General features: G+C 66.7%; 22 protein-coding genes and 1 pseudogene. 7 read left to right on the forward strand and 16 right to left on the reverse strand.

Translation table 11 applies throughout. The features are described 5' to 3' along the window. Positions 1 to 145: 145 nt before the first annotated feature. From ACQHI0_RS25475 to ACQHI0_RS25505, 7 genes and pseudogenes are all read right to left on the reverse strand, one after another. Positions 146 to 2719: a hypothetical protein gene (locus ACQHI0_RS25475; protein WP_427904317.1), complete on the reverse strand. Its 2574-nt coding sequence runs from the start codon at positions 2717 to 2719 to the stop codon at positions 146 to 148. Next, the gene (locus ACQHI0_RS25480; RefSeq protein ID WP_427904318.1) at positions 2719 to 3039 is read right to left on the reverse strand and encodes a hypothetical protein; all 321 of its coding nucleotides are present in this window, start codon (positions 3037 to 3039) and stop codon (positions 2719 to 2721) included. Before ACQHI0_RS25480 ends, ACQHI0_RS25475 begins: the two co-directional genes overlap by 1 nt. 283 nt (positions 3040 to 3322) lie before the next feature. Further along, positions 3323 to 3456: pseudogene (locus ACQHI0_RS25485) on the reverse strand (IS3-like element ISAar24 family transposase); the annotation flags it as partial. A gap of 101 nt (positions 3457 to 3557) precedes the next feature. Beyond that, positions 3558 to 3914: a DoxX family protein gene (locus tag ACQHI0_RS25490; protein WP_427904319.1), complete on the reverse strand. Its 357-nt coding sequence runs from the start codon at positions 3912 to 3914 to the stop codon at positions 3558 to 3560. Positions 3915 to 4049: 135 nt separating this feature from the next. Beyond that, positions 4050 to 4787: a phosphoglyceromutase gene (locus ACQHI0_RS25495; RefSeq protein WP_427904320.1), complete on the reverse strand. Its 738-nt coding sequence runs from the start codon at positions 4785 to 4787 to the stop codon at positions 4050 to 4052. 27 nt (positions 4788 to 4814) lie between these two features. Next, positions 4815 to 4991, reverse strand: coding sequence for a hypothetical protein (locus ACQHI0_RS25500; protein WP_170112119.1), 177 nt, complete (start codon positions 4989 to 4991; stop codon positions 4815 to 4817). Between the two features lie 103 nt (positions 4992 to 5094). Next, positions 5095 to 5988, reverse strand: a complete 894-nt coding sequence (locus tag ACQHI0_RS25505) for an ROK family protein (RefSeq protein ID WP_427904321.1) — start codon at positions 5986 to 5988, stop codon at positions 5095 to 5097. A 187-nt stretch (positions 5989 to 6175) separates the two neighbouring features. On the opposite strand from ACQHI0_RS25505, the gene ACQHI0_RS25510 reads away from it, so the two are divergent. After that, positions 6176 to 7351 (forward strand): lipase family protein, encoded by a 1176-nt coding sequence (locus ACQHI0_RS25510; protein ID WP_427904322.1) that lies wholly within the window; start codon positions 6176 to 6178, stop codon positions 7349 to 7351. Between the two features lie 50 nt (positions 7352 to 7401). On the opposite strand, the gene ACQHI0_RS25515 is transcribed toward ACQHI0_RS25510, so the two are convergent. The 4 genes from ACQHI0_RS25515 to ACQHI0_RS25530 all read right to left on the reverse strand — a co-directional run bounded on the left by ACQHI0_RS25515 (position 7402) and on the right by ACQHI0_RS25530 (position 11590). After that, positions 7402 to 7896 (reverse strand): YbjN domain-containing protein, encoded by a 495-nt coding sequence (locus ACQHI0_RS25515; RefSeq protein WP_427904323.1) that lies wholly within the window; start codon positions 7894 to 7896, stop codon positions 7402 to 7404. Further along, complete coding sequence (mshA, locus tag ACQHI0_RS25520) at positions 7893 to 9251, reverse strand: D-inositol-3-phosphate glycosyltransferase (protein ID WP_427909293.1); 1359 nt, start codon at positions 9249 to 9251, stop codon at positions 7893 to 7895. Before mshA ends, ACQHI0_RS25515 begins: the two co-directional genes overlap by 4 nt. 139 nt (positions 9252 to 9390) lie before the next feature. Next, entirely contained in the window at positions 9391 to 10383 is a 993-nt protein-coding gene (locus ACQHI0_RS25525) for an alpha/beta hydrolase (protein ID WP_427909294.1), read from the reverse strand. 388 nt (positions 10384 to 10771) lie between these two features. Then, positions 10772 to 11590: an alpha/beta fold hydrolase gene (locus tag ACQHI0_RS25530; protein WP_427904324.1), complete on the reverse strand. Its 819-nt coding sequence runs from the start codon at positions 11588 to 11590 to the stop codon at positions 10772 to 10774. A gap of 125 nt (positions 11591 to 11715) precedes the next feature. Between ACQHI0_RS25530 and ACQHI0_RS25535 the strand changes: the two genes are divergently transcribed. Both ACQHI0_RS25535 and ACQHI0_RS25540 read left to right on the forward strand, forming a co-directional pair. Then, the gene (locus ACQHI0_RS25535) at positions 11716 to 12450 is read left to right on the forward strand and encodes an SDR family NAD(P)-dependent oxidoreductase (RefSeq protein ID WP_427904325.1); all 735 of its coding nucleotides are present in this window, start codon (positions 11716 to 11718) and stop codon (positions 12448 to 12450) included. A gap of 345 nt (positions 12451 to 12795) precedes the next feature. Further along, positions 12796 to 13212 carry an MscL family protein gene (locus ACQHI0_RS25540; protein WP_427904326.1) on the forward strand — a complete coding sequence of 139 codons (417 nt, stop codon included), beginning with the start codon at positions 12796 to 12798 and terminating at the stop codon, positions 13210 to 13212. A 48-nt stretch (positions 13213 to 13260) separates the two neighbouring features. Here ACQHI0_RS25540 and ACQHI0_RS25545 read toward each other — a convergent pair whose 3' ends face one another. Together ACQHI0_RS25545 and ACQHI0_RS25550 are read right to left on the reverse strand one after the other, a co-directional pair. Further along, a complete protein-coding gene (locus ACQHI0_RS25545; RefSeq protein ID WP_427904327.1) occupies positions 13261 to 14709 on the reverse strand; it encodes a DHA2 family efflux MFS transporter permease subunit in 1449 nt (482 codons plus the stop codon). A 5-nt stretch (positions 14710 to 14714) separates the two neighbouring features. Then, complete coding sequence (locus tag ACQHI0_RS25550; protein WP_427904328.1) at positions 14715 to 15317, reverse strand: NADPH-dependent FMN reductase; 603 nt, start codon at positions 15315 to 15317, stop codon at positions 14715 to 14717. A gap of 172 nt (positions 15318 to 15489) precedes the next feature. Here ACQHI0_RS25550 and ACQHI0_RS25555 point away from each other — a divergent pair, with 172 nt between their 5' ends. Next, positions 15490 to 16851 (forward strand): MFS transporter, encoded by a 1362-nt coding sequence (locus tag ACQHI0_RS25555; protein WP_427904329.1) that lies wholly within the window; start codon positions 15490 to 15492, stop codon positions 16849 to 16851. 84 nt (positions 16852 to 16935) lie between these two features. On the opposite strand, the gene ACQHI0_RS25560 is transcribed toward ACQHI0_RS25555, so the two are convergent. Both ACQHI0_RS25560 and ACQHI0_RS25565 read right to left on the reverse strand, forming a co-directional pair. Further along, positions 16936 to 18126 carry a L,D-transpeptidase gene (locus ACQHI0_RS25560; protein ID WP_427909295.1) on the reverse strand — a complete coding sequence of 397 codons (1191 nt, stop codon included), beginning with the start codon at positions 18124 to 18126 and terminating at the stop codon, positions 16936 to 16938. A gap of 147 nt (positions 18127 to 18273) precedes the next feature. Next, positions 18274 to 18762 carry a DUF2505 domain-containing protein gene (locus ACQHI0_RS25565; protein ID WP_427904330.1) on the reverse strand — a complete coding sequence of 163 codons (489 nt, stop codon included), beginning with the start codon at positions 18760 to 18762 and terminating at the stop codon, positions 18274 to 18276. Here ACQHI0_RS25565 and ACQHI0_RS25570 point away from each other — a divergent pair. The 3 genes from ACQHI0_RS25570 to ACQHI0_RS25580 all read left to right on the forward strand — a co-directional run bounded on the left by ACQHI0_RS25570 (position 18761) and on the right by ACQHI0_RS25580 (position 21373). Continuing rightward, on the forward strand, positions 18761 to 19897 hold the full coding sequence (locus ACQHI0_RS25570) for a UDP-N-acetylmuramate dehydrogenase (protein ID WP_427904331.1): 1137 nt from the start codon (positions 18761 to 18763) through the stop codon (positions 19895 to 19897). The genes ACQHI0_RS25565 and ACQHI0_RS25570 overlap by 2 nt on opposite strands. 130 nt (positions 19898 to 20027) lie before the next feature. Next, complete coding sequence (locus tag ACQHI0_RS25575; protein ID WP_427904332.1) at positions 20028 to 20555, forward strand: DUF2505 domain-containing protein; 528 nt, start codon at positions 20028 to 20030, stop codon at positions 20553 to 20555. A 20-nt stretch (positions 20556 to 20575) separates the two neighbouring features. After that, positions 20576 to 21373 carry a class I SAM-dependent methyltransferase gene (locus ACQHI0_RS25580; protein WP_427904333.1) on the forward strand — a complete coding sequence of 266 codons (798 nt, stop codon included), beginning with the start codon at positions 20576 to 20578 and terminating at the stop codon, positions 21371 to 21373. Here the strand turns inward: ACQHI0_RS25580 and ACQHI0_RS25585 are convergent. Further along, a complete protein-coding gene (locus ACQHI0_RS25585; protein WP_427904334.1) occupies positions 21359 to 21967 on the reverse strand; it encodes a hypothetical protein in 609 nt (202 codons plus the stop codon). The two genes, ACQHI0_RS25580 and ACQHI0_RS25585, sit on opposite strands and share 15 nt — an antisense overlap. Between the last annotated feature and the right edge of the window lie 35 nt (positions 21968 to 22002).

A 22002-nucleotide genomic window follows, 5' to 3' on the forward strand; every position in this document is an offset into this window, starting at 1 on the left:
AACTAGACGCCGACGTGGCAGTGGGGGCCGCAGGAGGCTCCGTCGCCGGTGTCGTGACGCATGACGAAGTCAGGACCACAGCATTGAGGATAAGTGCTGTACCCAGCACCTTAGGTGTGAGTTTCATTGATATCGCGTTCTCGTCCTATTCTGTTCCAGTTCGGATTACCGAGAGCGATGAGCCACCCAGTCCTGCACCCAATGCCGTTGTCATTCCATGCGTAGTCTGGTAGCTATCGATAATCGATTGCAATCCTTGCGATCCCATGTAGGCACCAAGTTCATGCTGCGAATTCTCCGAACGAGGACCGCTCAGATCCACAGGGCGGCCAGTTTGCGAATCGATCAGACCCGTGTCGAGTTTTCCATGTTCAAACGCAGCGTTCAGGATCGACTGCTGAAACCCACTTACGGCTGATGCATTCATTGCGGTTCCGTTGGGATACTGGACCGTCATCTTCTCGGGATCATCGACATACTGCATAATCATGCCTTCGACAAGGCCTTCGCCGAGCATCGCCGCGGCTTTCTTACCGCCCTCGACGCCAGTGGCAGCACCCAAGCCGTAACTGTCCTGCGTGAGGCCCTTCGTGTAATCCAATCCGACATCGACGCTTCCCATCAGGACCTGGTCGACAAGTTTCGCTGCTGCTTTTTTGTTGTCGTATATTTCCTGTTGGGAATCATTGTGTTGCTGGACAGCGTTCTGGTCTTGAAATGTTAGCGCATTGGCGGCTGCATTCGTTATACGGCCGTCCAATGTTGCAAGCTCGCTGACATGTCGCCCCAGATATTCACTGGGCGGTACTTCGTTTTGCGTGTATGCGCGGTTCAAGAATTCTGATTCATACGCTGACCGCGCGACCTCCAGCGTTAACCTGCCGCCCTCGGATTGGCTCGCCAAATAGAGCAGACGGTTCGCATCGGTCACAGCGATCTGCGCCTCCCCATGGTCAGGCAGGTAAGCCGTTCTAGGGACCAGGTGGTTATCCCATGCCTCGATGTTCGAGCCCATGGCAACCGACAGCCCCCGGGCGAGTTCGGGGTTGTTCACGAACCCCATCTCGATCTTTTTGAACTCCTCCACCTCGATCCCACCCGAGCGATGGCGATCGGGTTTGTCGTCGTCGGGGTCGTCCACCTCCTCGCGGGGAGTGAACACATCGGGCAAGTGGGTGAGGGCCTCACGGGCTTGGAGTGCGTCGGTGGTCAGTTTGCCGTCGGCGCCGACTTCGTGGGATTCGGTGCCGATCCAGCTGATCATCTGGCCGGCGGCGGTTCCGTTGTCGACCCAGTCGTGCTGGAAGATTCCCTGGACGACCTGCGGGTCGTATTTCTCGTAGCTTTGCCCGGGGACGTCCTTGCCGAAGAGTTCTTCGCTGCCGTTGCCTGTCAACAACGCGTAGCTGGCGTCGTTGTTGCGGGTGCCCACGGACAGCAGATCGGCGGCGCTGTGTTCTGTGCGGGACAGCCACTCCGGTTCATTGGGATCACCGGTGTAGTTCTGATATCCGCCGTTGTCGGCGATCCATGCCTGGTTCGCGGCTTGGCGATCGAGCTCGACACCGAATCGTTCGCCGGGAATGTAGGCCTGGTCGGAGGACGCGAGGAACTGCCCGAAACCGCGCATATCCTTCGTGTATTCCTGGACACCGGCCCACCGATCCATGTTCGGCCCGAAAAAGCCCGAGCGGTAGTCGTCAGGCAGATCGGAGGTGTTGCCGTCGGGGCTGTCGTTGAAACCCGGGCGGGTGCCGATGAGTTCGCGGATTTCGGGGTGGAGTTGGTCCCAGCCGCCGCGTTCGGGGATCGCGCCGGCGCTGGCGGGGGTGACGACGTCCTCGTTGGACAGGGTGAGCAACCCGTCGGCGAGGCTCGAGCGAAGTTCGAGGGACTCCGGGGATCCGTTCACCACGAGGCGGTCCGCCAGGTCGATCAGGCCGTCGCGACCGGCCTTGTCATAGAGGTTGCTCAGGTAGTCCATCGTCGACTGCGGGACGGTGACTTCCTGGCCGTCCGCCAGTGCCTGGAGTTGTTCGGGGGTTAGTCCGGCCTGGTTGAGGCGGGCGGTGATCCGAGCGATCTCCTCGTCCGACAATTTGCCGTCGGCGATGGTCTCGCCGTCCTGACGGCCGAGCCCCGCGACATCGACCGTCGTCGCGGTCGGCACGTCCAATCCGTTGCCGAGCTGGTTGCCGCGGACGCGTACCTCGTCCGACGCGGTGTCGAGAGTCGAGATCGTTTGCGCCACCGCGGCCAGCAGGCTCGACTTCGCGGTATCGATCAGACCCTGATGGTGGACGACCCCGTCCTTGACCTTCTGTTTTTGCTCGTCGGTGAAATCGGACTCGGTGTACGGCTTAGCCGACACCTTCCAACTGTCGTCGACGGTCATGCCGACCGGCGACTCTGCATCGTGCTCCGCATCAGCGACGCGGCCGAGCAGCACACCACGCTCGCTGGCCAGTCGCGAGTCGGCGCTACGGAGCACCGTAGCGATATCACGAATTTCCGTGGACAGCCGGCGACCCTGGTCATTCTCCTCGTAGAAGCGGTCGTAGGCGGCCAGATACGCAGCGCCCTGCCAGGTTGTCTCCCGGAAATGAGTCAGCGTGGAACCGAGTTGGGTTTCATAGGCAGTGGTATCGTCTTCGAGCTCCTGAGCCCATTCCGACAGCTTCTCCGGTTTCCACGCCTCGACATCTTTGCGTGTCGCCATCAGCTGACGCTCCCGGTGGCGAAGAAATCCATTTCCTCGAGTCGGTTCTTGAATTGCTGGTCGGTGGTCTGGACGTCATCGGCGCATTGATTGACGATGCCCGCCAGCTTCCGCATCCGCTCGGCGATCCGCAACCACGCACCCTCCGAGTACTCACCTGCCTTCGCGCACGCAGCCCCGATCTCGACACCGGGGAACGACTCACCGACCTTGTCGCCGTTGGTTCGGACATCGATCGTGTCGATCTCCTCCCCCACCGAGGTCACCGTGGTGGCGAGCTTCCTCAATTCGTTTATATCGACCTGCAACACGTGACGCACTCCCCCCTCAGACAAACGAACAAGGAACTGTTCGGCCGATCGACCATATCTGTTCACCTTTACGCTGCGCTACTGACCGTGACCGGCCGAGCTGTCGCCTACCTGCACGCGATCACGTTCGCTTGGCCTATGCGCTGTATGCATGCCGCCGAAGCCATCGGCGCAGCGGGGGAGTGGGACATCGCACCCCGCTGTCGAAACCGGAAGCGGGGCAGCCGTGGCAGCATGATGTTGCAACCCGAACGCGCGGTGACGATCCGGGGCGGCCCAGTCGAAGGGTGGCCATCATCGCGTTATCGAGACCATCGCCAACGGTGCCGAACGAGGGCAGCAGGCCCCGCTGAGCGGATTTTCTCGCCGAAGACAATATGTGAACTGGGTTCCGTGGTCGGCGTGCACGATCCCGCCGGTGTCGGGGCTTACCTGCGCGGACCAGTGCGATCGTGCGTGCGTGGAAGGGCAGGTCAGTCTGCTCGATCCAAATCCAGGGCCCGGTGCGGCGCGAGCGAGCGAGCTCCTCAACTCGCTCGAGCGGCAATGCCGAGACCCAGGGCGACCGCGACCGGCACCAGGTACAGAACCGGGAACGCCACGGTCTTGTACGAACGGGCGCGCAGCACCGTCACCACAGCACCGGCGAAGTACAGGATCAGCCCCACAGCTGCGGCAAACCCGATCATCGGGACGAACGGGCCGACCAGCAGCCCCACCGACCCGAGCGCCTTGGCGATACCAAGCGGCGTCCACCAGGTCCGCGGCACGCCGTATTCCACCAGCGGCTCCACCACGAAGGGTGCGCGGCGCAGCAGTGAGACCGCCGAGAAGCCCACCCACAGTGCGGCGACGACAGTGACGATGACGTAGGCGGTGTTCATGGCGTAACTCCTTCGGCGGCCGCGCGTTTCGCGGTATCTACCGAGGTGACGACACAGCCGTCGCGGGTGTGACATCGCCGCGAAAACACAACGGCCCCACACCCTTCGAAAGGTGTGGGGCCGAAAGCGCCGGAGTTACTTGCCGCCCTGATTGGCGACAGCGGCGGCGCCGGCCGCGGCGGCGGCCGGGTCGAGGTACTCGGCGGCCTTCACCGGACGCATGTTCTCGTCCAGCTCGTAGACCAGCGGAATGCCGGTGGGAATGTTCAGCCCGGAGATGTCCTCGTCGGAGATGCCGTCGAGGTGCTTGACCAGCGCGCGCAGCGAGTTGCCGTGCGCGGCGACCAGCACGGTCTTGCCGGTCAGCAGCTCTTTGGAGATGGTGTCTTCCCAGTACGGAACCATCCGCTTGACGACGTCGAGCAGGCACTCGGTCTTGGGGACCTCGATGCCAGCGTAGCGCGGGTCGCCTTCCTGGCTGTACTCGTTGTCGGGCTGGATCGGCGGCGGCGGGGTGTCGTAGCTGCGACGCCACAGCATGAACTGCTCCTGGCCGTACTGCTCGCGGACCTGTTCCTTGTTCTTGCCCTGCAGATCGCCGTAGTGACGCTCGTTGAGGCGCCAGTCGCGCACGACCGGAATCCAGTGCCGGTCGGCGGTGCCGAGCGCGTTGTCAGCGGTGCTGATCGCGCGGCGCAGCAGCGAGGTGTAGACGACGTCGGGCAGGATGCCTGCCTCTTTCAGCAGTTCACCGGCCCGCTTACCCTCGGCGATGCCCTTGTCGGTGAGTTGGACATCCACCCAGCCGGTGAACAGGTTGAGGGCGTTCCATTCGCTCTCGCCGTGGCGCAGCAGCACGAGGGTGTAGGTCATAAGGGTCATTCTGACATTGCGGTGCTGTCAGGCCCACTCCACCTCGTCGAAGCCGATGACGATCTCGTAGGGACCGCCTTTGACCAGCGCGTCGACCTGTAATCGTGACGCCACCGAGTCGACTTCGCGCACTACGGCGCACACTCCTTGGAACGGACCCTCCGGTATATGGACGACATCGCCCGGCACGTAGTCGGCAGCCACCTCATCGAGGCTACGCCCGGCGGCGCCGCTCCCCACCCGAACGCGCCCGAGCAGCCTTGGACTCTTTCCGCTCCGATCGCGGGACCCAGTGGCCCGCAATCCGCTAATCCGGTGCAGCTTCCACGGCGAGAACTCCCGCCCCGACCAGCGTCGCGCCCTCGTTCAATGTCGACAGTTCCACCGACAACCCCCGAATGAAATCGAGCCGCGCATACCTGGCGACGGCCGCACGCAACGGCCCCCACAGCGGCTCCCCCGAATGCGCGAACCCCCCGCTGATCACCACCCGATCGACATCCAGTAGCGCGGCGGCCGACGAAATTCCCTGCCCCAAGGCATTTCCCGCACGGGCCATCGCCGCCAGCGCGATCGGGTCACCCGCGTGCGCCGCGGCCGCAAGCTCCACACCGCTCTCGCCTGTCCACCCACGCGCACGCGCCCAGCGCACCGACGACATCCCGCTCGCCACCGCCTCCACGCAGCCGAATCCCCCACAGGGACACGCGGTGTCATCGCCGGGCACCACCATGTGGCCGATGTGACCGGCATTCCCCGTGCGCCCCACCACCACTCGCCCATCGGCGATGATCCCGCCGCCGACCCCCGACGACACGGTCAAGGCCAGCCCGTTGTCCACCCCGCGCAACCCACCCATCCGATGCTCGGCCAGCACCAAACACGCGCCGTCGATCGCCAACCGCACCACCGCATCGGGAAACAGCGCCCGCACCGCTTCGACGATCGCGAATCCGTCCCGCCACGCGGCCAGGTTCAACGGCTCGATCACCCCGGCGGGCACATCGACCGGCCCCGCGGATCCGATCCCGACCGCGCGCACCTCGTTGTCACCTGCCACAACGCGCAGCAACTCGCGGCACGCCGCCCATGGATCGCCGACGCCCGCGGCCACCCGGCGCACGCCGTGCAGCCGGTAGTGCCGATCCACAAGCCCCGCAGCAAACTTCGTCGCCCCGATATCGAGCGCAAGTACCGCCATCACTACTCCTGCCTACCGCGCCTACCAGCACCGCAGCGCGCCCATACGCCCCCGATGTGAGTCATCACAACATGTGGCACACGACACTTTGACTACTGGTCGGTACAAATCACAGGTTTTCGTTAGATACTTCTGCACGGGTCGGGTCGTCTCGTTTGGGCAGCACTACTGTTGATGAAGGAAAGCTGTGTCGAAAATCGCTGTATTGGTGTTGAGTCTGCTATCTGTGGGCTTGTTCGCCGCACCCGCGGGGGCGAACCCGCTGTATCCGACGCCTGATCCGGATCCGTTCTTCACCGCACCCGCCGATATCGCCGCGCTGGCACCTGGCGACGTCGTGCGGACCCGCCACATCGACACCTGGATGTACCCGGGCACCGAAGGCCACCAGGTCGCGTTCCGCTCCACCAACTCGGCGGGCAACGCGATCATGGGCATCACCACCGTGCTCATGCCGATCGGCGTGAAGAACCCGCCGCTGGTGTCCTACCAGGCACTGATCAACTCCATCGGCACCCGCTGCAACCCCTCGCAGTCGCTGTTCAACGGCGAGCTGCAGGACGCGCCCGGCGCCATGCTGCCGCTGGCGCGCGGCTGGGCGATCTCGGTGCCCGACTACCTCGGCCCGACGGTGGCCTACGGTGCGGCCAAGCTCAGTGGCATGGTCACCCTCGACAGCGTGCGTGCGGTGCAGAAGGTCGCCGAGCTGGGCGTCGGTAACTCGCCGGTCGCGATCGCAGGCTACTCCGGCGGCGGCATGGCCACCGCGTGGGCGGGCGCGCTGCAGCCCACCTACGCACCGGAGCTGAAGCTCGCGGCCGTGGTGTCCGGCGGTATCCCCGCCGACCTCGAATTGATGGCCGACGCACTGGGTTTCGCGCCGCACCCCGGTTTCGGTCTCGCCTTCGCCGCCGCGATGGGCATCGAGCGTGAGTACCCCGAGCAGGTGCCGGTGTCGGACCAGCTCAACGAAAACGGGCTGTGGTTCCGTGAATTCACCAAGGACGCGTGCCGTCGCTTCCTGCTGTTCCACGGCGCCCTGCGCAACGCCGACCAGATGGCGGCATCCAAGGAGCTGATGGGCAGCCAGGTGGCCCGTGGTGTCCTGCAGGAGAACAGCCTCGTGCACTTCCAGGGCGCGCCGACCGCACCCACCTACATCTGGCAGGGCAAGTACGACATCCTCACCCCGTACGCGCCGGTCGCCGAGACCGTCGCCCGCTGGTGCGGCCAGGGTGCGCCGGTGCAGCTGAACACGGTCGAGATCTCCGAGCACATGACCGCCGCTGTGGCGGGCTTCCCCGATGCCTGGAACTACGTCGAGGCCCGTTTCCGCGGCGAACCGGTCCCGACGAACTGCTGAGCTGAACAATGATGCCGGACAGGAACTTTCCTGTCCGGCATCATTTGTTTTCAGACCTTGTCGGCGTCGTCGATGATGTGCTCGAAGGCGCGCAGGTTCTTCAGTGACTCACCCCGCGAGACCCGCCACTTCCATTCCTTGCGAATGGATTCGGCGAACCCGAGCTCCAGCAGGATGTTGAAGTCGTTGTCGACGGCTTCCAGGATCTGACCGAAGATGCGGTCGAGCTCGTCGGCGGTGACCGACTCCGTGGACATCCGGCCGACCAGGTAGATGTCGCCGACATTGTCGAGGGTGTAGGCCACCGCGTACAGGCGGCGGTTGCGGCGCAGCAGATATTTGTAGACGCCTTCGAAGTTCTCGTCGGGCTTGCGGCAGACGAACGATTCGATGCGAACCCCGTGCTTGCCGACGGTCAGCATCACCGTGGTCTTGAGCTTGCGCTCGCCGGGCAGCACCACGATGAACGTGTCGTCACCGTGGCGGGTGTATTCGATCTCGCGATCGCGCAGCGTGTCGTCGATAACCTGCGAAACGGCGCTCACCTGCGCACTCCCGTCCGGCGCCGCAACAGCGCCCGCGATCTGGCCTGTCTGGTCTCGCCCGCGTGCAGGGCGATCGGACCGCGTTCGCTGCGGAATCCGGCCATCGCGGCAGCGTAGCTGTCGAGCAGGCCGTCGGCGGTGTGCGCCCAGGAGAACCTGCTCGCGTGCTCGACGGCGGCGGCGCCCATCCGGGTGAGGCGGTCGGGATCGTCGAGCAGGGCGGCCAGCGCGTCGGCCCACTCGGGGGTGCGATGTCCCGGCACCAACAGGCCGGATTCGCGATGACGGACCGCGGTGCCAAGTCCGCCGACGTCGGCGGCGAGCACGGGTGTACCGCTGGCCTGCGCCTCGATGGCGACCAGGCCGAAGGATTCGTTGTAGCTGGGCACGGCAACCACGTCGGCCGCGCGATACACCTGCACGAGCTTGTCGGCCGGTTGCGGTGGCAGGAACGTGACGCGCTCGGCGATGCCGAGGTCGGCGGCCAGTTCGATCAGCGCGTCGGGCCTGGCCAGCCCGGTGCCGGAAGGCCCGCCCACGATCAGCACGCGCAACTTGCGGCTCGGATCGCGGCTCAGGAGCTCGGCCGCGGCCCGCACGAGCACATCGGGGGCCTTGAGCGGCTGGATCCGGCCGATGAAGGCGACGAGCTGCTCGTCGGCGCGCAGCCCGAGTTCGGCGCGCGCGGCGAGCTTGTCGCCGGGCCGGTAACGGGTGAGATCGGCGCCGGGGGGCACCACGTCGATGCGGTCGGGCGAGGCGCCGTAGAGGTCGACGAGCTGACGGGCTTCGTCACCGGTGTTCGCCACGAGCCGGTCGGACTCGGCGATCACCTGCTTCTCGCCGATCACCCTGGTCTCGGGTTCGGGGGTATCGCCGTCGGCCAGCGCGGCGTTCTTCACCGCGGCGAGGGTGTGCGCGGTGTGCACCAGCGGCACCCGCCAGCGGTCGCGCGCGAGCCAGCCGACCTGGCCGGACAGCCAGTAGTGCGAATGCACGAGGTCGTAGTGGCCGGGCAGATGCCGCGCTTCCTGGCGCAGAACCTCGGCGGTGAACGGACACAGCTGGGTGGGCAGCTCGTGCTTGTCGAGTCCCTCGAACGGGCCCGCGACCACGTGGCGCACGATCACGCCGGGTCCGGCTTCGGCCACCGGCGGCAGCTCCGAGGAGGTCGCCCGGGTGAAGATCTCCACCTCGGTGCCACGTTTGGCCAGCTCGAGCGCGGTTTGCAGCACGTAGACGTTCATCCCGCCCGCGTCACCGGTGCCGGGCTGCGCCAGCGGCGAGGTGTGCACCGATAGCACCGCGATGCGATGGGGCAATAGATCGGGACGACGCTGGCTCACACCCTCCAGTGTGCACGCCGCGACGCCGCCCCCGAAGCCGCTACCGGGATCGGTGACGGCTGTCACAGCTCGAAAGCGTGTGAGTTCACGTGCTCGTCGCGATCCACCCTGCCCGATCCGACGCCGGAGCGCGAGCGGATTTCGGTCGTCACGCTCGGTTCAGCGCCGCCTCGAACACGGGCCACGATTTGTGCATGTCCTGCTCCCAGTAACCCCAGGAATGGGTGCCGTTGGGGCGCATGTCCACCGTCGCGGGGATGCCGAGCGTCTGCAGCCGATCGCGCAACTGCTGGGTGCACAGATTGGTGACGGCTTCGAGCCCGGCGCCGAACAGCAGCTGCATGGTGAGCTGCACCGGGTCGCCCTTGGCACCGGCGATGTTGTCGTGCGGGCCGGGAATGCCGGTGCCCGACGAGATGTAGACGTCGGTGCCGCGCAACGCTTCCGCGTGCAGGTACGGGTCGTTGGCCGACCACGCGGGATCGGTGGGCGGGCCCCACATATTGGCCGCGTTGCCGAGCCTGCTGCCCACCACGGTCCGCACGATCGCCTGTCCGCGTGGATCACTCGTGCGCACGCACCCGCTGTAGGACCCGATCGCCCGGTACAGCCCCGGCTCGGCGAGCGCGAGCTGGAACACCGAGGTCCCCGCCATCGACAGGCCCGCGATGGCGTTGGCGCCGGTGCCGTCGAACTCCGCATCGATCACGGGCGGTAGCTCTTTGGTGAGGAACGTGGTCCAGCGCTGCTTGCCGAGTACCGGATCGTCGGTGCGCCAGTCGGCGAAGTAGCTGCCTGCCCCGCCGAACGGGATCACCACGTTGACCTGTTTGTCTTTGAAGAACTCGACGACATCGGTGCGATCGAGCCAGTTCCCGTCGCTGCCACCGCCCACCCCGTTGAGCAGATACAGCGTCGGCGCGGGCGCTTCCGGATCCGCGGCCCGCAGCACCCGAACCCGGGTGACGATGTCCATCGCCGGCGAGTACACGCCCATATCGATGGTGCGATCCGGCTCGACCCGCTGATCTTCGATCCGCGCCTGCTCGGGCGCGGCCACCGCGGGCACACCGACAACAGCTCCTGCCACCAACCCCAACATGGCCACCGCGACCCGTGCGCCCACTGCCCGACCAAACATCATCGAACTCCGTTCTCGACGCCGAATCCTCTTCTCCGTCTACGATTCAACGACATTCCAGAACGCTACAGAGGAATTCACCGAAAGTCTGTGACGATTCCCAGAAGATTCTCCGGAATCCTGTTTCCCCAGCTCGAGCTGGTGCTCGTAACCAATCACAGACCGATCACGTCAGCACCGCGAACCAATCACGTCAATGGATCTACCTGCACAGACAGCTCGACCATACCCGCCTTCATGGACACCCGAAAGACGGATATCAAGCGGCAATACCAGACCAATAGGACAGCCGGGTTCCATGCCACGAATTGCGAAAACTCAGCGCAACGAACTTGCGAAAATATTTGCTGGGCCGGAAACCGCGAGGTCACCGACCAGCTGGCAGCCCTCAGTCCAGCGCGTCGATGAACGCGCTGACCTCGGCGACGAAGCGCGGGCGATCCTCGATGAACAGCCCGTGCTGAGCCCCTTCCCAGAAGGAACCGCGGGCGTCGGGGGCATTGTCGAGGATGTACTGACCATTGGCCGCCGGGACCACCGGATCGGCGGTGCCGTGCAGCACCAGGACCGGAACATCCAGGGCGCGAAGGGTTTCGGTGTTGTCGATCGTGCGGTAGAACAGCGCCTTGCGTACCGACGGCGGGGTCGCGAGACTGCCGCCGAACAGCCGCTGGGCATCGGCACCCTTGTCCTCGCCCGGCCCGGTATTGGCATTGCCGAACACCGCGAACGCACGCACCGCCCGCCCGGCGGCCTCGTCGAACACGCCGGGAATCGCCTTCTCCATCGACGGGCCGGGCGCCGCACCGGGGACACCCCGGCCGATATGGGCGGGCGCACCGCAGTAGACGACGCCCGCGACGGCAGCGGTGCCATGGGTGGCGAGGTAGTCGGTGGCGACGATCCCGCCATACGACCAGCCGAGCAGAACAGCGCCCGCGTCGATGCCCTCGGCGGCCAGTACCGCGGCCACATCGCCGGCCCACGCCTTGGGATCGTCATAGCCGGTGCCGGGATCGTCGGAATACCCGTGCCCACGCAGATCGACCGCGATCACCTGATAACGCTCGGCCAGATCATCGGCGGCCGCTCCCCAGCACCGCAGATTCCCCGCCCACCCGTGCAGCAGCACCAGCGGTCGACCGGTACCACCGACCCGGTAGACGATCCTCGTTCCATCGGCACTGACAGCATCACGAATAGCCATACCGACAGGCTAATCGGCGCCGTCGCGAAGCTTTCCTCAGCTCCGCACGGGCCGGCGGTACGCCTGACGTCACGGTGATCGGAGCCATGGCGGCCGTAGATCAGGGGCGAATAGGATCGGTGAACATGAGCACTCGCACCGCTGTCGTCACCGGAGCCAGCTCGGGAATCGGTGAAGCCACCGCCCGGGAACTGGCGAAGCAGGGTTATCACGTCTATGTCGGTGCCCGACGGTTCGACCGTGTGCAGCGCCTCGCCGCCGAGATCGGCGGCACCGCCATCGAGCTCGACGTCACCTCCGAGGAATCGGTGCGCGCGTTCACCGACGCGATCGACCACGTCGACGTGCTGGTCAACAACGCGGGCGGCGCGAAAGGCATGGCCCCGGTCATCGACGCCGACCTCGACGACTGGCGCTGGATGTGGGAAACCAATGTCGTCGGCACCCTGCGCGTCACCAAGGCGCTGCTGCCCAAACTGATCGCCTCCGGCGACGGCCTGATCGTCACCATCACCTCCATCGCCGCCATACACACCTACGACAACGGCTCCGGCTACACCTCCGCCAAGCACGCCCAGGCCGTCGCCCATCGCACCCTGCGCGGCGAACTCCTCGGCCAGCCGGTCCGCCTCACCGAGATCGCCCCTGGTGCCGTGGAAACCGAGTTCTCCCTGGTCCGCTTCGACGGCGACGCCGACCGCGCCGCCAAGGTCTACGAGGGCATCGACCCCCTGTATGCCCAGGACATCGCCGAGATCGTCGGCTTCGTGGCCACCCGCCCACCGCACGTCAACCTCGACACCATCGTCGTCAAACCCCGAGACCAGGCGGGCCCCGGCTCCTTCGCCCGCCGCCTCTGAGTACGCCGGGCCTTCGCGTTGCGCGACCAGGGTTTGGCCACTGCGGCCGCTAAACGTGAAGCTCGACACTCCGGTTGTCTCAGCCTCTCACCCGAGGCTGCGCGGGCTGTCTCGAACTGCGCTGTCAATTGACGGGTGCGCCAGCCCAATTCGACGCGACCGTCTTTCGAGTAGCGGAGTCGGCAACGAGAATTGATACTGGGAGCGAGGCGTTCCGGCGTTGCTACAAATTCGCCACGATCTGCAACCGGTCGTTAACATGGCCGTTTGCCGTTAGCCAGTCCTAGGAGTAGAAGTCCCATGCTCGGTATCAAGTCCGTTTTCAGTGGGTTCAAAGATTTTCTGATGCGCGGGAACGTCATCGACCTCGCGGTCGCTGTCGTCATGGGCACCGCGTTCACCGCGGTGGTCACCTCGTTCAGCAAAGGCCTGATCAATCCGCTGCTCGCGGTGTTCGGCTCGACCAATGAGATGGGCCTCGGTGTCCAGCTGATCGCCGACAAGCCGGCGACGTTCATCGCGCTCGGCCCGATCATCACCGCGTTCATCGACTTCTTCATGGTCGCCGCGGTCCTGTACTTCGTGCTGATGCTGCCGATGAAGTCGCTGAAGAACAAGTTCGGCACCACCAAAGACGCCGAGCCCACCGAGACCGAGCTGCTCATCGAGATCCGCGACCTGCTGGCCAAGCAGCAGGGGCTGACCACCGATCAGACCATCGAGCTGAGCAAGGAACGCGCGAGCGCGTCCGCCGAGGCGTAGTCGCGGCCGACCGGGCCAGTGGACACGATCCACCGGCCCGGCCCCGAATCAGCCGGTAACTCGCCGTCGAGGCAGTAACAGCGCCGGGACCAGTGCCAACGCGATCAAAGCCGGAACGATCAGATAGGTGTGCTGGAACGCCTCGGCCAAGGCTGGGGCGAGGTCGGCGCGCTGCTGCGAGCCCATCGCGTGCAGAGCTTGCAGCCCGCCCGCGACCGGGAGCAGCGCGCCCAGCGTCACCGAGGCCACCGCGGTCCCGATCGCCGTGGACGTGGTGCTGATCATGTTCAGCACCGTCGACCCGGCCGGCTGCTGCTCGCGGCTCAACGGTCTGGTCGCCGTGGTGATCAGCGGCATCATCGTGCCACCGCCACCGGCACCCATCAGCAGCATCGCCGCGCCCATCGCCCAATACGGCGTGTCCGCGTCGAGCTGCACCACGAACAGCCCGAAACCGGTGAGCGCCATCATGATCGACACCGGCAGGTAGCGCCCGGGCGGAACCCGGTCGATCAGCCTGCCGCCCACCTGCATCGCGATCCCGGACGCCAACGCGACCGGGATGCCGAGAGCACCTGCCATCAGCGCTGATTCACCGCGAACTACCTGAAAATACAATGGCAGCAACAGCATCGAGCCGAAGTACCCACTCGCGAACACCGCGAGCAGCACCGCGCAGATGCCGGTCGTCCGATGGCGGAGCACCCGCAGATCCACCAGTGGCGTCGCGGTGGTCAGCGACCGGCGCACGAAGGCCGCGATGAGCCCGGCCCCGACCAGGAGCGGGACCAGCACCGACGGGGTAGCGAAGCCCGCGCTCTCGCCCGCGGCGGAAACTCCGTAGATGACCAGCGCCAGACCCGGCGACATCAGCAGCAGCCCGCGCCAATCGAGTGCGCGCGGCGGTTCCGGTGCGTCGTCGGGCACCACCCGCGAGGCCAGCACCAGCACCAGCACACCCAGCGGCAGATTGATGAAGAACATCCACCGCCACGACAGCTCGTCGACGAAATACCCGCCGATCACCGGCCCGAGCAGCGGGCCGACCAGGATGGCGAGGCCGAGCGTGCTCATCAGCCGACCCAGCCGGTCCGGCCCGGCCGCGCGCAGCAGGATCACCATGGCGACCGGCATCAGCAGCCCGCCGCTCGCACCCTGGATAACACGAAAGGCGATGAGCGACTCGACATTCCACGCGAAGCCGGCCAGGGCGGACCCCAGCGCGAAGGCGGTGATCGCCGCCAGATACAGCCGCTTGGCGCCGAACCGGCCGACCAGCCACGCCGAGGTCGGCACCACGGCACCGAGAGCGAGCGAGTAGCCGGTCACGACCCACTGGATCGTGCCGAGGCCCGCATCGAATTCGTCGGAGAGTTTGTTGATGGCGACGTTCACGATGGTCTGATCGAGCGTCGCCATGATCATGCCGACCACCAGGACCAGCGCGATCCGCATCGGATCGCGTGGGGTGGTGGCGGGTTCGACGGTGGTGATCACGGCCGTCACTTCCCGTACGGCCGGGCGAGACGGGCCGCGCGCAGTGCTTCGCCCCACCAGGTCAGCTGATCCAGCATGACCGCGGCGGCGTCGTCGGCACCATCGGCGGCGGTCAGCTCGCCCTGCTCGTCGAATCGGCCCCACGGATTCGGGAAGGCGACCGAGTCGCGCACGGTGACCGCGTGCAGTTCGGCGAAGACCGGACGCAGGTGTTCGACGGCGCGTAGCCCGCCGGAGATGCCGCCGTAGGAGACGAAACCCACTGGCTTGGCCTGCCATTCGGCGTGATGACTGTCGATCAGGTTCTTCAGCGAGCCAGGGTAGCTGTGGTTGTACTCGGGCGTCACCACCACGAACGCGTCGGCGCGCGAGAGCTTTTCGGTGGCCTGCGCGACCGACGCATGGCTGGTGGGGGCGCCGAACGCCTGCGGCAGTTCGATGTCGGCGGTGTCGACGACGTCGACGGTGATGACGTCGCGCAGTGCGGCCTGCCGGATGAACCAGCCCGCGATCGTCGGGCCGAAGCGCCCCTGTCTGGTGCTGCCGATGACGACCGCGAGCCGCAACGGGCTGTCGGCGGTTCGGACGTGGTCAACCGTGGCGCTCATGACGTTCCCTCTTCGTCGGTGACGGCCCCTCGGCCGCCGCTGCGCTCTACCGTCCTACCTCAACGGTTATTGAGGTCAAGTCGAAAGAAATTTCGGCTCTCCTGGAATACGTCCCGCCATATGCTGGTTATTGCATTCATACGCAGATAAGCAGCCTTGAAAGGGCAGGCACATGACCACCTCACTGTTCGCCCACCGCGACTACCGACTGCTGTTCACCGCCCAGGTCGCGGCCCTGTTCGGCACCGGACTCACCACGGTCGCCCTCGGCCTGCTCGCCTACGAACTGGCAGGCGGCAACGCGGCCATCGTGCTCAGCACCGCGTTGACGCTGAAGATGGTCGCCTACGTGACCATCGCCCCGATCGCGGGCGCGTACGCGGGCAGGCTGCCGCGCAGGCAATTCCTGATGGCGCTCAACGGCATTCGCGGTGCGATCGTGCTCGCTCTGCCCTTCGTCGACCAGATCTGGCAGATCTATGTGCTCATCACGCTGCTACAGATCGCCTCGGCCGCCTACACCCCCACCTACCAGGCGATTCTGCCCGATATCCTCCCCGACGAACGCGACTACACGAAGGCGCTCTCGGCCGCCCAGCTCGCGGCGACCATGGAAACGCTGCTCAGCCCGATGCTGGCGGCGCTGGCCCTGAGCCTGATCAGCTTCCACTGGCTGTTCGTCGGCACCGGCCTCGGCTTCGCCGTCTCGGTCGCCCTGGTGATGGCCGCGCGCATTCCGAACGCGGTGGTCGGCGAGGGCGCCATCAAGGAACGGCTCGCGGCCGGGCTGCGACTGTTCGCGGCGACGCCACGACTGCGTGGGCTGCTCGGGTTGAACCTGGTGGTCGCCGCCGCGGGCTCGGTGGTGATGGTCAACACGGTGAACTACGCGCGAGATGTGCTGGGCGGCGACCAGTCCGGCGTCGCGTTGCTGCTCGCGGCGAACGGCCTCGGCACCATGCTCATCGCCCTCACCCTGCCCAAGATCCTGGACCGCAGCGGCGAACGCCCGGTCATGCTCACCGGCGCGGCGGTGCTGCTCACCGGCCTCACCGCCGCACTCGTCCTGTCCACCCTGCCGACCGGCGACTGGCACTGGCCCGCCGCCCTCACCACCTGGGCAACCATCGGCGCGGGCACCGCACTGATCCTCACCCCCACCGGCCGCGTCCTGCGCCGCTCCGCCCGCGCCGAAGACCGCCCCGCCCTCTTCGCCGCCCAGTTCTCCCTGTCCCACCTCGCCTGGCTGGTCACCTACCCGATCACCGGCTGGCTGGCCACCACCGCGGGCTTCACCACCACCTGGGCCACCCTCGCCGCCATCGCCGCCATCGGCACGGCAGCGGCGGTCCGCTTCTGGCCCCACAACGACCCCACCCGGATCACCCACGTCCACGAACTCGGCGCGGTCGACCCGGCGATCCTGGTCGACGCCATCAAGATCGGCCCCAACCGGTACCAGCACACCCACGACTACGTCATCGACCCCAACCACCCGCACTGGCCGACGAAGGCTGCCCTGGCCTACGCCTGACCCGGCAGAACAACGGACCCGACGATCACCGTCGGGGTCCGTTGCGTGGATGGGTCGTGCGCGACGAGTTGCTGTCGACTCGGACTAGCGCGGCATGGCGACTCCCGCGCCTTCGGACAACGCCGACATCGACTGCCACGTCGACCAGTCGACGGCCCAGTCGTAGATGTCGCCGTCAGCCTGGGACAGCTCGATGGAAGTACCGGTCACCTCGACCGGATCGCCGTAGAGGGCCGTCGGGAAATAGGCCTGGGCGTCGCTGGGCGAGAGGTTGATGCAGCCGTTGGTGACGTTCGAAGAACCCTGCGACGCCAAGGATTCTGGGTTGGCGTGGATGAATTCGCCGTTGTTGGAGATGCGCACGGCCCAGCGTTCGCGAACGTTGGTGTAGTACGGCGGATTCGACATCATGAAGTCCTCGTACTTCTCGGTGACCACGTGCACGCCCGAACGAGTGACATTGCGCGGTTCGTTGCCTTCGCCGTAGGAGACCGCGAAGTCGAAGACCGTGGCACCGTCGCGGACCACCTGCATGCGGTGACTCGGGGCGTTCGCGATGACGATCTGGCTGCGGCCGATGGTGAAGTCGGAGGTGAGATCGGAGTCGCCGTAGGCGCCGCCGCCGAGGTCGACGCCGTACAGCTTGGCGGCGACGTGCACGGTGGTGCCGGGCGTCCAGTAGTTCTTCGGGCGCCAGTGCACGCGCGAGCCACCGTCGTCGGGCAGCCAGGCCCATGACCCTTCGGTGCTCTGATCGGTGGTGACGGTGAGCGCCTTCTCCACCGCCGCCTTGTTCGTGACGGGCCCGACGAACTTCAGGATGATCGGCGCCGCGATGCCGACTTCCTGGCCGTCGCCGATATTGATCGTGGCCGGAATGGTCGACTGCGGGCTGATCGTGGTGAAGGTGCTGTTGATCGGCACCGGCTTCGCATCGGCGCCGATGGCGGTGCCGGTCCAGGTGTAGGCCGCGCCGTAGCCGAGCGGTTCGGAGACCTGGTAGGTCGTGCGATCCGGGCTGAGCTCTCCGGTGATCTGCTTGCCGCTGGCATTGGTGAGCGCGATCTGGTCGATCGTGCCATGGGCGACCGTCACCGAGACGGGGGCGACGGGGTCGACATCGGTGGCGCCGGGCGTGGGCGCGATGGTGACCTGCGCGACCGGGCCGGCCGGCTCCGCACTCTCATCCGACCCGCCGACCGTGCACCCGGTCAGCACGACGAGCACCGCCAGCAAGATCACCGCAACCAGCGACCGCCCGCCCCGAACGCGCATTTCACGCCCCCGCGCCGACAAACCTCGCCGCGCGGTAGCCCGCGCGGGCAACAGACCGGTTACCGAATGTTTGCTCACGCATCGAATGTACGCCGGGCTATCGACCTATACCCCGTGAGAGCGGTCACCAACCATGTCGGTGCGCGACTACTGGCGGTTGAGCCATTCCTCGGTGAAGGTGGCCTCGTTGCCGAGGAGTTCGATCAGGTGCTCCGAGATGGCCGCCTCGATCTTGCCGCCGAAGAGCGGGATCTTCACCTCGATGGTGCCGTTGATGGCGGTGGTCGACCCCGTGCCGCCGTCGGGTGCCATGGTCACCGTGCCGCGGACCACCGCGGGGGCGCCGTCGACGTGGGCTTCGAAGATGCCGCCGGTGCCGGTGTAGGTCTCGGTGCGCGGAATGATCAGGTCACCGGGGCGCACGGCGGTGATGGCGGGCGGAAGCTGATCGGCGGGGATGGACTGCACCATCTGGACACGGACCTGGTCGCCGTCGACGGCGAAGGCGTCGAGCCGGGCCCCTGGGCCGCCGACCTCGGCGATCCGGGCCTTCCAGTACTGCTCGTCGGAGTACGCGGCGCGCACCGCATCGACGGAATGCGTGTAGCCGGCAGTGAACGCCAGAGGTGTAGCCATGCTCGACACGGTACCGTCTGCGGACGTGCGTACAACACGGGTGGTGTCCTCCGATCAGCTGCGTGACCTGCTGGCCGATACCGGCGCGAAGGTCCACGATTCGGTGCGTTTGTCCGAATTGACGACCCTGCGGGTCGGTGGACCCGCGCTGCTCGCCGAATGCACGACCACCGAGGCCCTGGTGGCCACGGTGAAGGCCCTGGATGCGGCCGGTATCGCGGTCCTGCTGGTGGCGGGCGGGTCGAACCTGCTCATCGACGACGCCGGCTTCGACGGCGTGGCCGTGCGGGTCGCCACGACCGGCGTGGAGCTCGGCGCCGACGGTGTCGTAGCCGAGGCGGGCGCGAACTGGGACGAGGTCGTCGCGGCGACCGTCGCGGCCGGATTGGGCGGGCTCGAGTGCCTGTCCGGGATTCCGGGTTCGGCCGGTGCTACGCCGGTACAGAACGTCGGCGCGTACGGCGTCGAGGTCGCGTCGCTGTTGCGCCGGGTGCGGCTGCTCGATCGCAAGACCGGGGACGTGCGCTGGGTCGAACCGGCCGAGCTCGGCTTCGGCTACCGGACCAGTGTGCTCAAGCACAGCGACGACGCCGTGGTCCTCGCGGTCGAATTCGCGGTGGACCCGAGTGGGATGAGCGCACCGCTGCGCTACGGCGAACTCGCGAAGGTGCTCGGCGCGGGCGACGGCGAAACCCGTCCCGTCGCGCAGGTGCGCGCGAAAGTACTGCGCCTGCGAGCGGGCAAGGGTATGGTGCTCGACCCCGCCGATCACGACACCTGGAGTGCCGGTTCGTTCTTCACCAACCCCGTTGTCTCCGATGAACGGCTCCCCCAGGTACTGGCCGCGATCGCCGCGCACGTCGGTGACGACGTGAAGGTGCCCACCTATCCCGCCCTCGACGGCACCAAACTCTCGGCAGGCTGGCTCATCGAACGAGCCGGTTTCGCGAAGGGCTTCCCCGGCGATGAGGCCGCCGCGCGCCTGTCGACCAAACACACCCTGGCCCTGACCAACCGCGGCACCGCGACCGCCACCGACATCGTCGCCCTGGCCCGCACCGTCCGCGCGGGCGTCCAGGAACGATTCGGCGTCACCCTCGAACCCGAGCCGGTTACCGTCGGCCTCACCCTCTAGAACACGCAGATCGTCAGCGCTGACGTCGGCGGCGGTTCGACCTGACCCTCGGTCTCATCGCCTTGGGACCCTCGACAACATCCCCACCTCTTATGCCGGCGCCCAGTTCAACCCCGTAACGTGTCCTGCCATGGCACGCAGACTGGACTACTCCGCCCGCTACCCCCTGCACACCACCGAAGAGTTGTACGCAGCCCTCCAGAGCAGGGACTACTGGGAAGCCCGCGTCGCCGAAATGCGCAAGTACGCGCCCAACAACGAAGTGGTGAGCCTCGACGTCACCGATGACGGCATCGACGTGGTCCTGCACCACACCCTGCCGCGCGAGATGCTGCCCGAGATCGCCCAGACCGTCATGCGCAAAGACATGGTGATCACCCGCAAGGAGAGCTGGGGCCCCTTCGCCCACGACGAGACCGAGGGCAAGTTCTCCGCCTCGATCCCCGCGGGCCCCGGCAGCCTCACGGGCACCATCCGCCTGTTCCCCACCGAGACCGGTGCCACCATGCGCTTCTCCCCCACCGCCAAGGTCTTCATCCCCATGGTCGGTCCGCGGCTCGAGCAGTTGATGCTGGTCAACCTGGTCGACCTGTTCCGCGCCGAGCAGGAGGAAACCCTGCGCTACCTGGACAAGCAGACCGCCGACAAATCGGTCTGACACCCCACCGAGAGTTTCGAGTGGCCCCGAGCCGCAAGGCCCTCCCCCCGGTCGGCACCATCACCCGCGGCACCACCGGCGTCAATCGCCTACGCCGCAGCGATCGCTGGCTCGTCAACGACGAACTCGTCAGCACGACCCTGCGTGAATCCACCACCCCCCTGGTTGTCGACCTCGGCTACGGCGCCGCGCCCTGGACCACCTTCGAGCTGGCCGCTCGCCTGCGCACCGTCCGCCCCGATGTCGAGGTGGTCGGCCTCGAGATCGATCCGGCCCGCGTGGTCGAGCCCCGCGACGGCGTCCGCTTCGCTCGCGGCGGCTTCGAGCTGGCAGGTCTGCGACCGACCCTGGTCCGCGCGTTCAACGTCCTACGCCAGTACCCCGAGGACGCTGTCCCCGACGCGTGGTCCCGGATCCAGGCCAATCTGGCCCCCGACGGCCTGCTCGTGGACGGCACCTGCGATGAACTCGGCCGCCGCTGCGCCTGGGTGCTGATTGACCGTCACCGCCCCCTTTCCCTCACCCTGGCCTGGGATCCCTTCACCGTAGACCGGCCCTCCGACATCGCCGAGCGCCTGCCGAAAGCGTTGATCCACCGCAACATTCCCGGCGAACGCATCCACGCCCTCCTCGCCGCGGCCGACCAGGCCTGGGAACGAACGGCGGCGCTGGCACCGTACGGCCCGCGCATCCGCTGGCGAGAAGCGGCGGAGATGCTGCGCGCCAACGGTTTCCCGCTACGGCCCTACCAGCGAAGAATGCGCGACTGCGTGCTGTCGGTCCCCTGGGATGTCGTCGCCCCGTCACACCCGGCTTAACGCCCGGCGCACCCGCGCCGACGCCCGTGGCGCCAATTGCTGCCCACCCCACCAGATCTCGTCGGTATCGCACCGGTGAATCGCCACCGCGTCGGCCACCACCTCGTCCAGCGCCGACTGCGAGATCTCGGTCTCGGCCAGATCCAGGACGGTCCGCACGGGCGTAGTCACCAGAAACGGCCCGGCCGACTCCACGTCCACCCCGGAGAGCTTGCGTCGCGTCAGCACCAGCCGCGGCGTCACCGGCGGGCGCCCCGCCGACACCGACAGATGCAGAAACCGCGGCTGCAACCGGCCGATCCCATGCAGTTCCGCCGCACTCTGATACGACACCGCCGCCGCGCCGTCGAACCACGCCGCCCACATCGCGTATTCATCCAGCGGCCCCACCCGCCACTGCCCCAGCCGCATCATCCCGACCCCGGCCCTGGTCACCGACCCGTCCCCCAATGCCGCCCTGACCTGGGATTCACAGCCGGTCCGCAACACCTGACGAGTGGTGAAGAAGCCCGCGTGCCGCCCGGCGAGCCGCCGCAGCACCCTCCACCGATGATCCGCTGTCCCCGCCACCCGGCGCATGCCCTCGCCAGTCATGAAGCCCAGGTTACGCCCGGTGCAGTGCGCCAGGT

Origin of the sequence: Nocardia sp. FBN12, from assembly GCF_050320175.1 — a bacterium.
In the GTDB taxonomy this organism is placed as follows: Bacteria; Actinomycetota; Actinomycetes; order Mycobacteriales; family Mycobacteriaceae; genus Nocardia.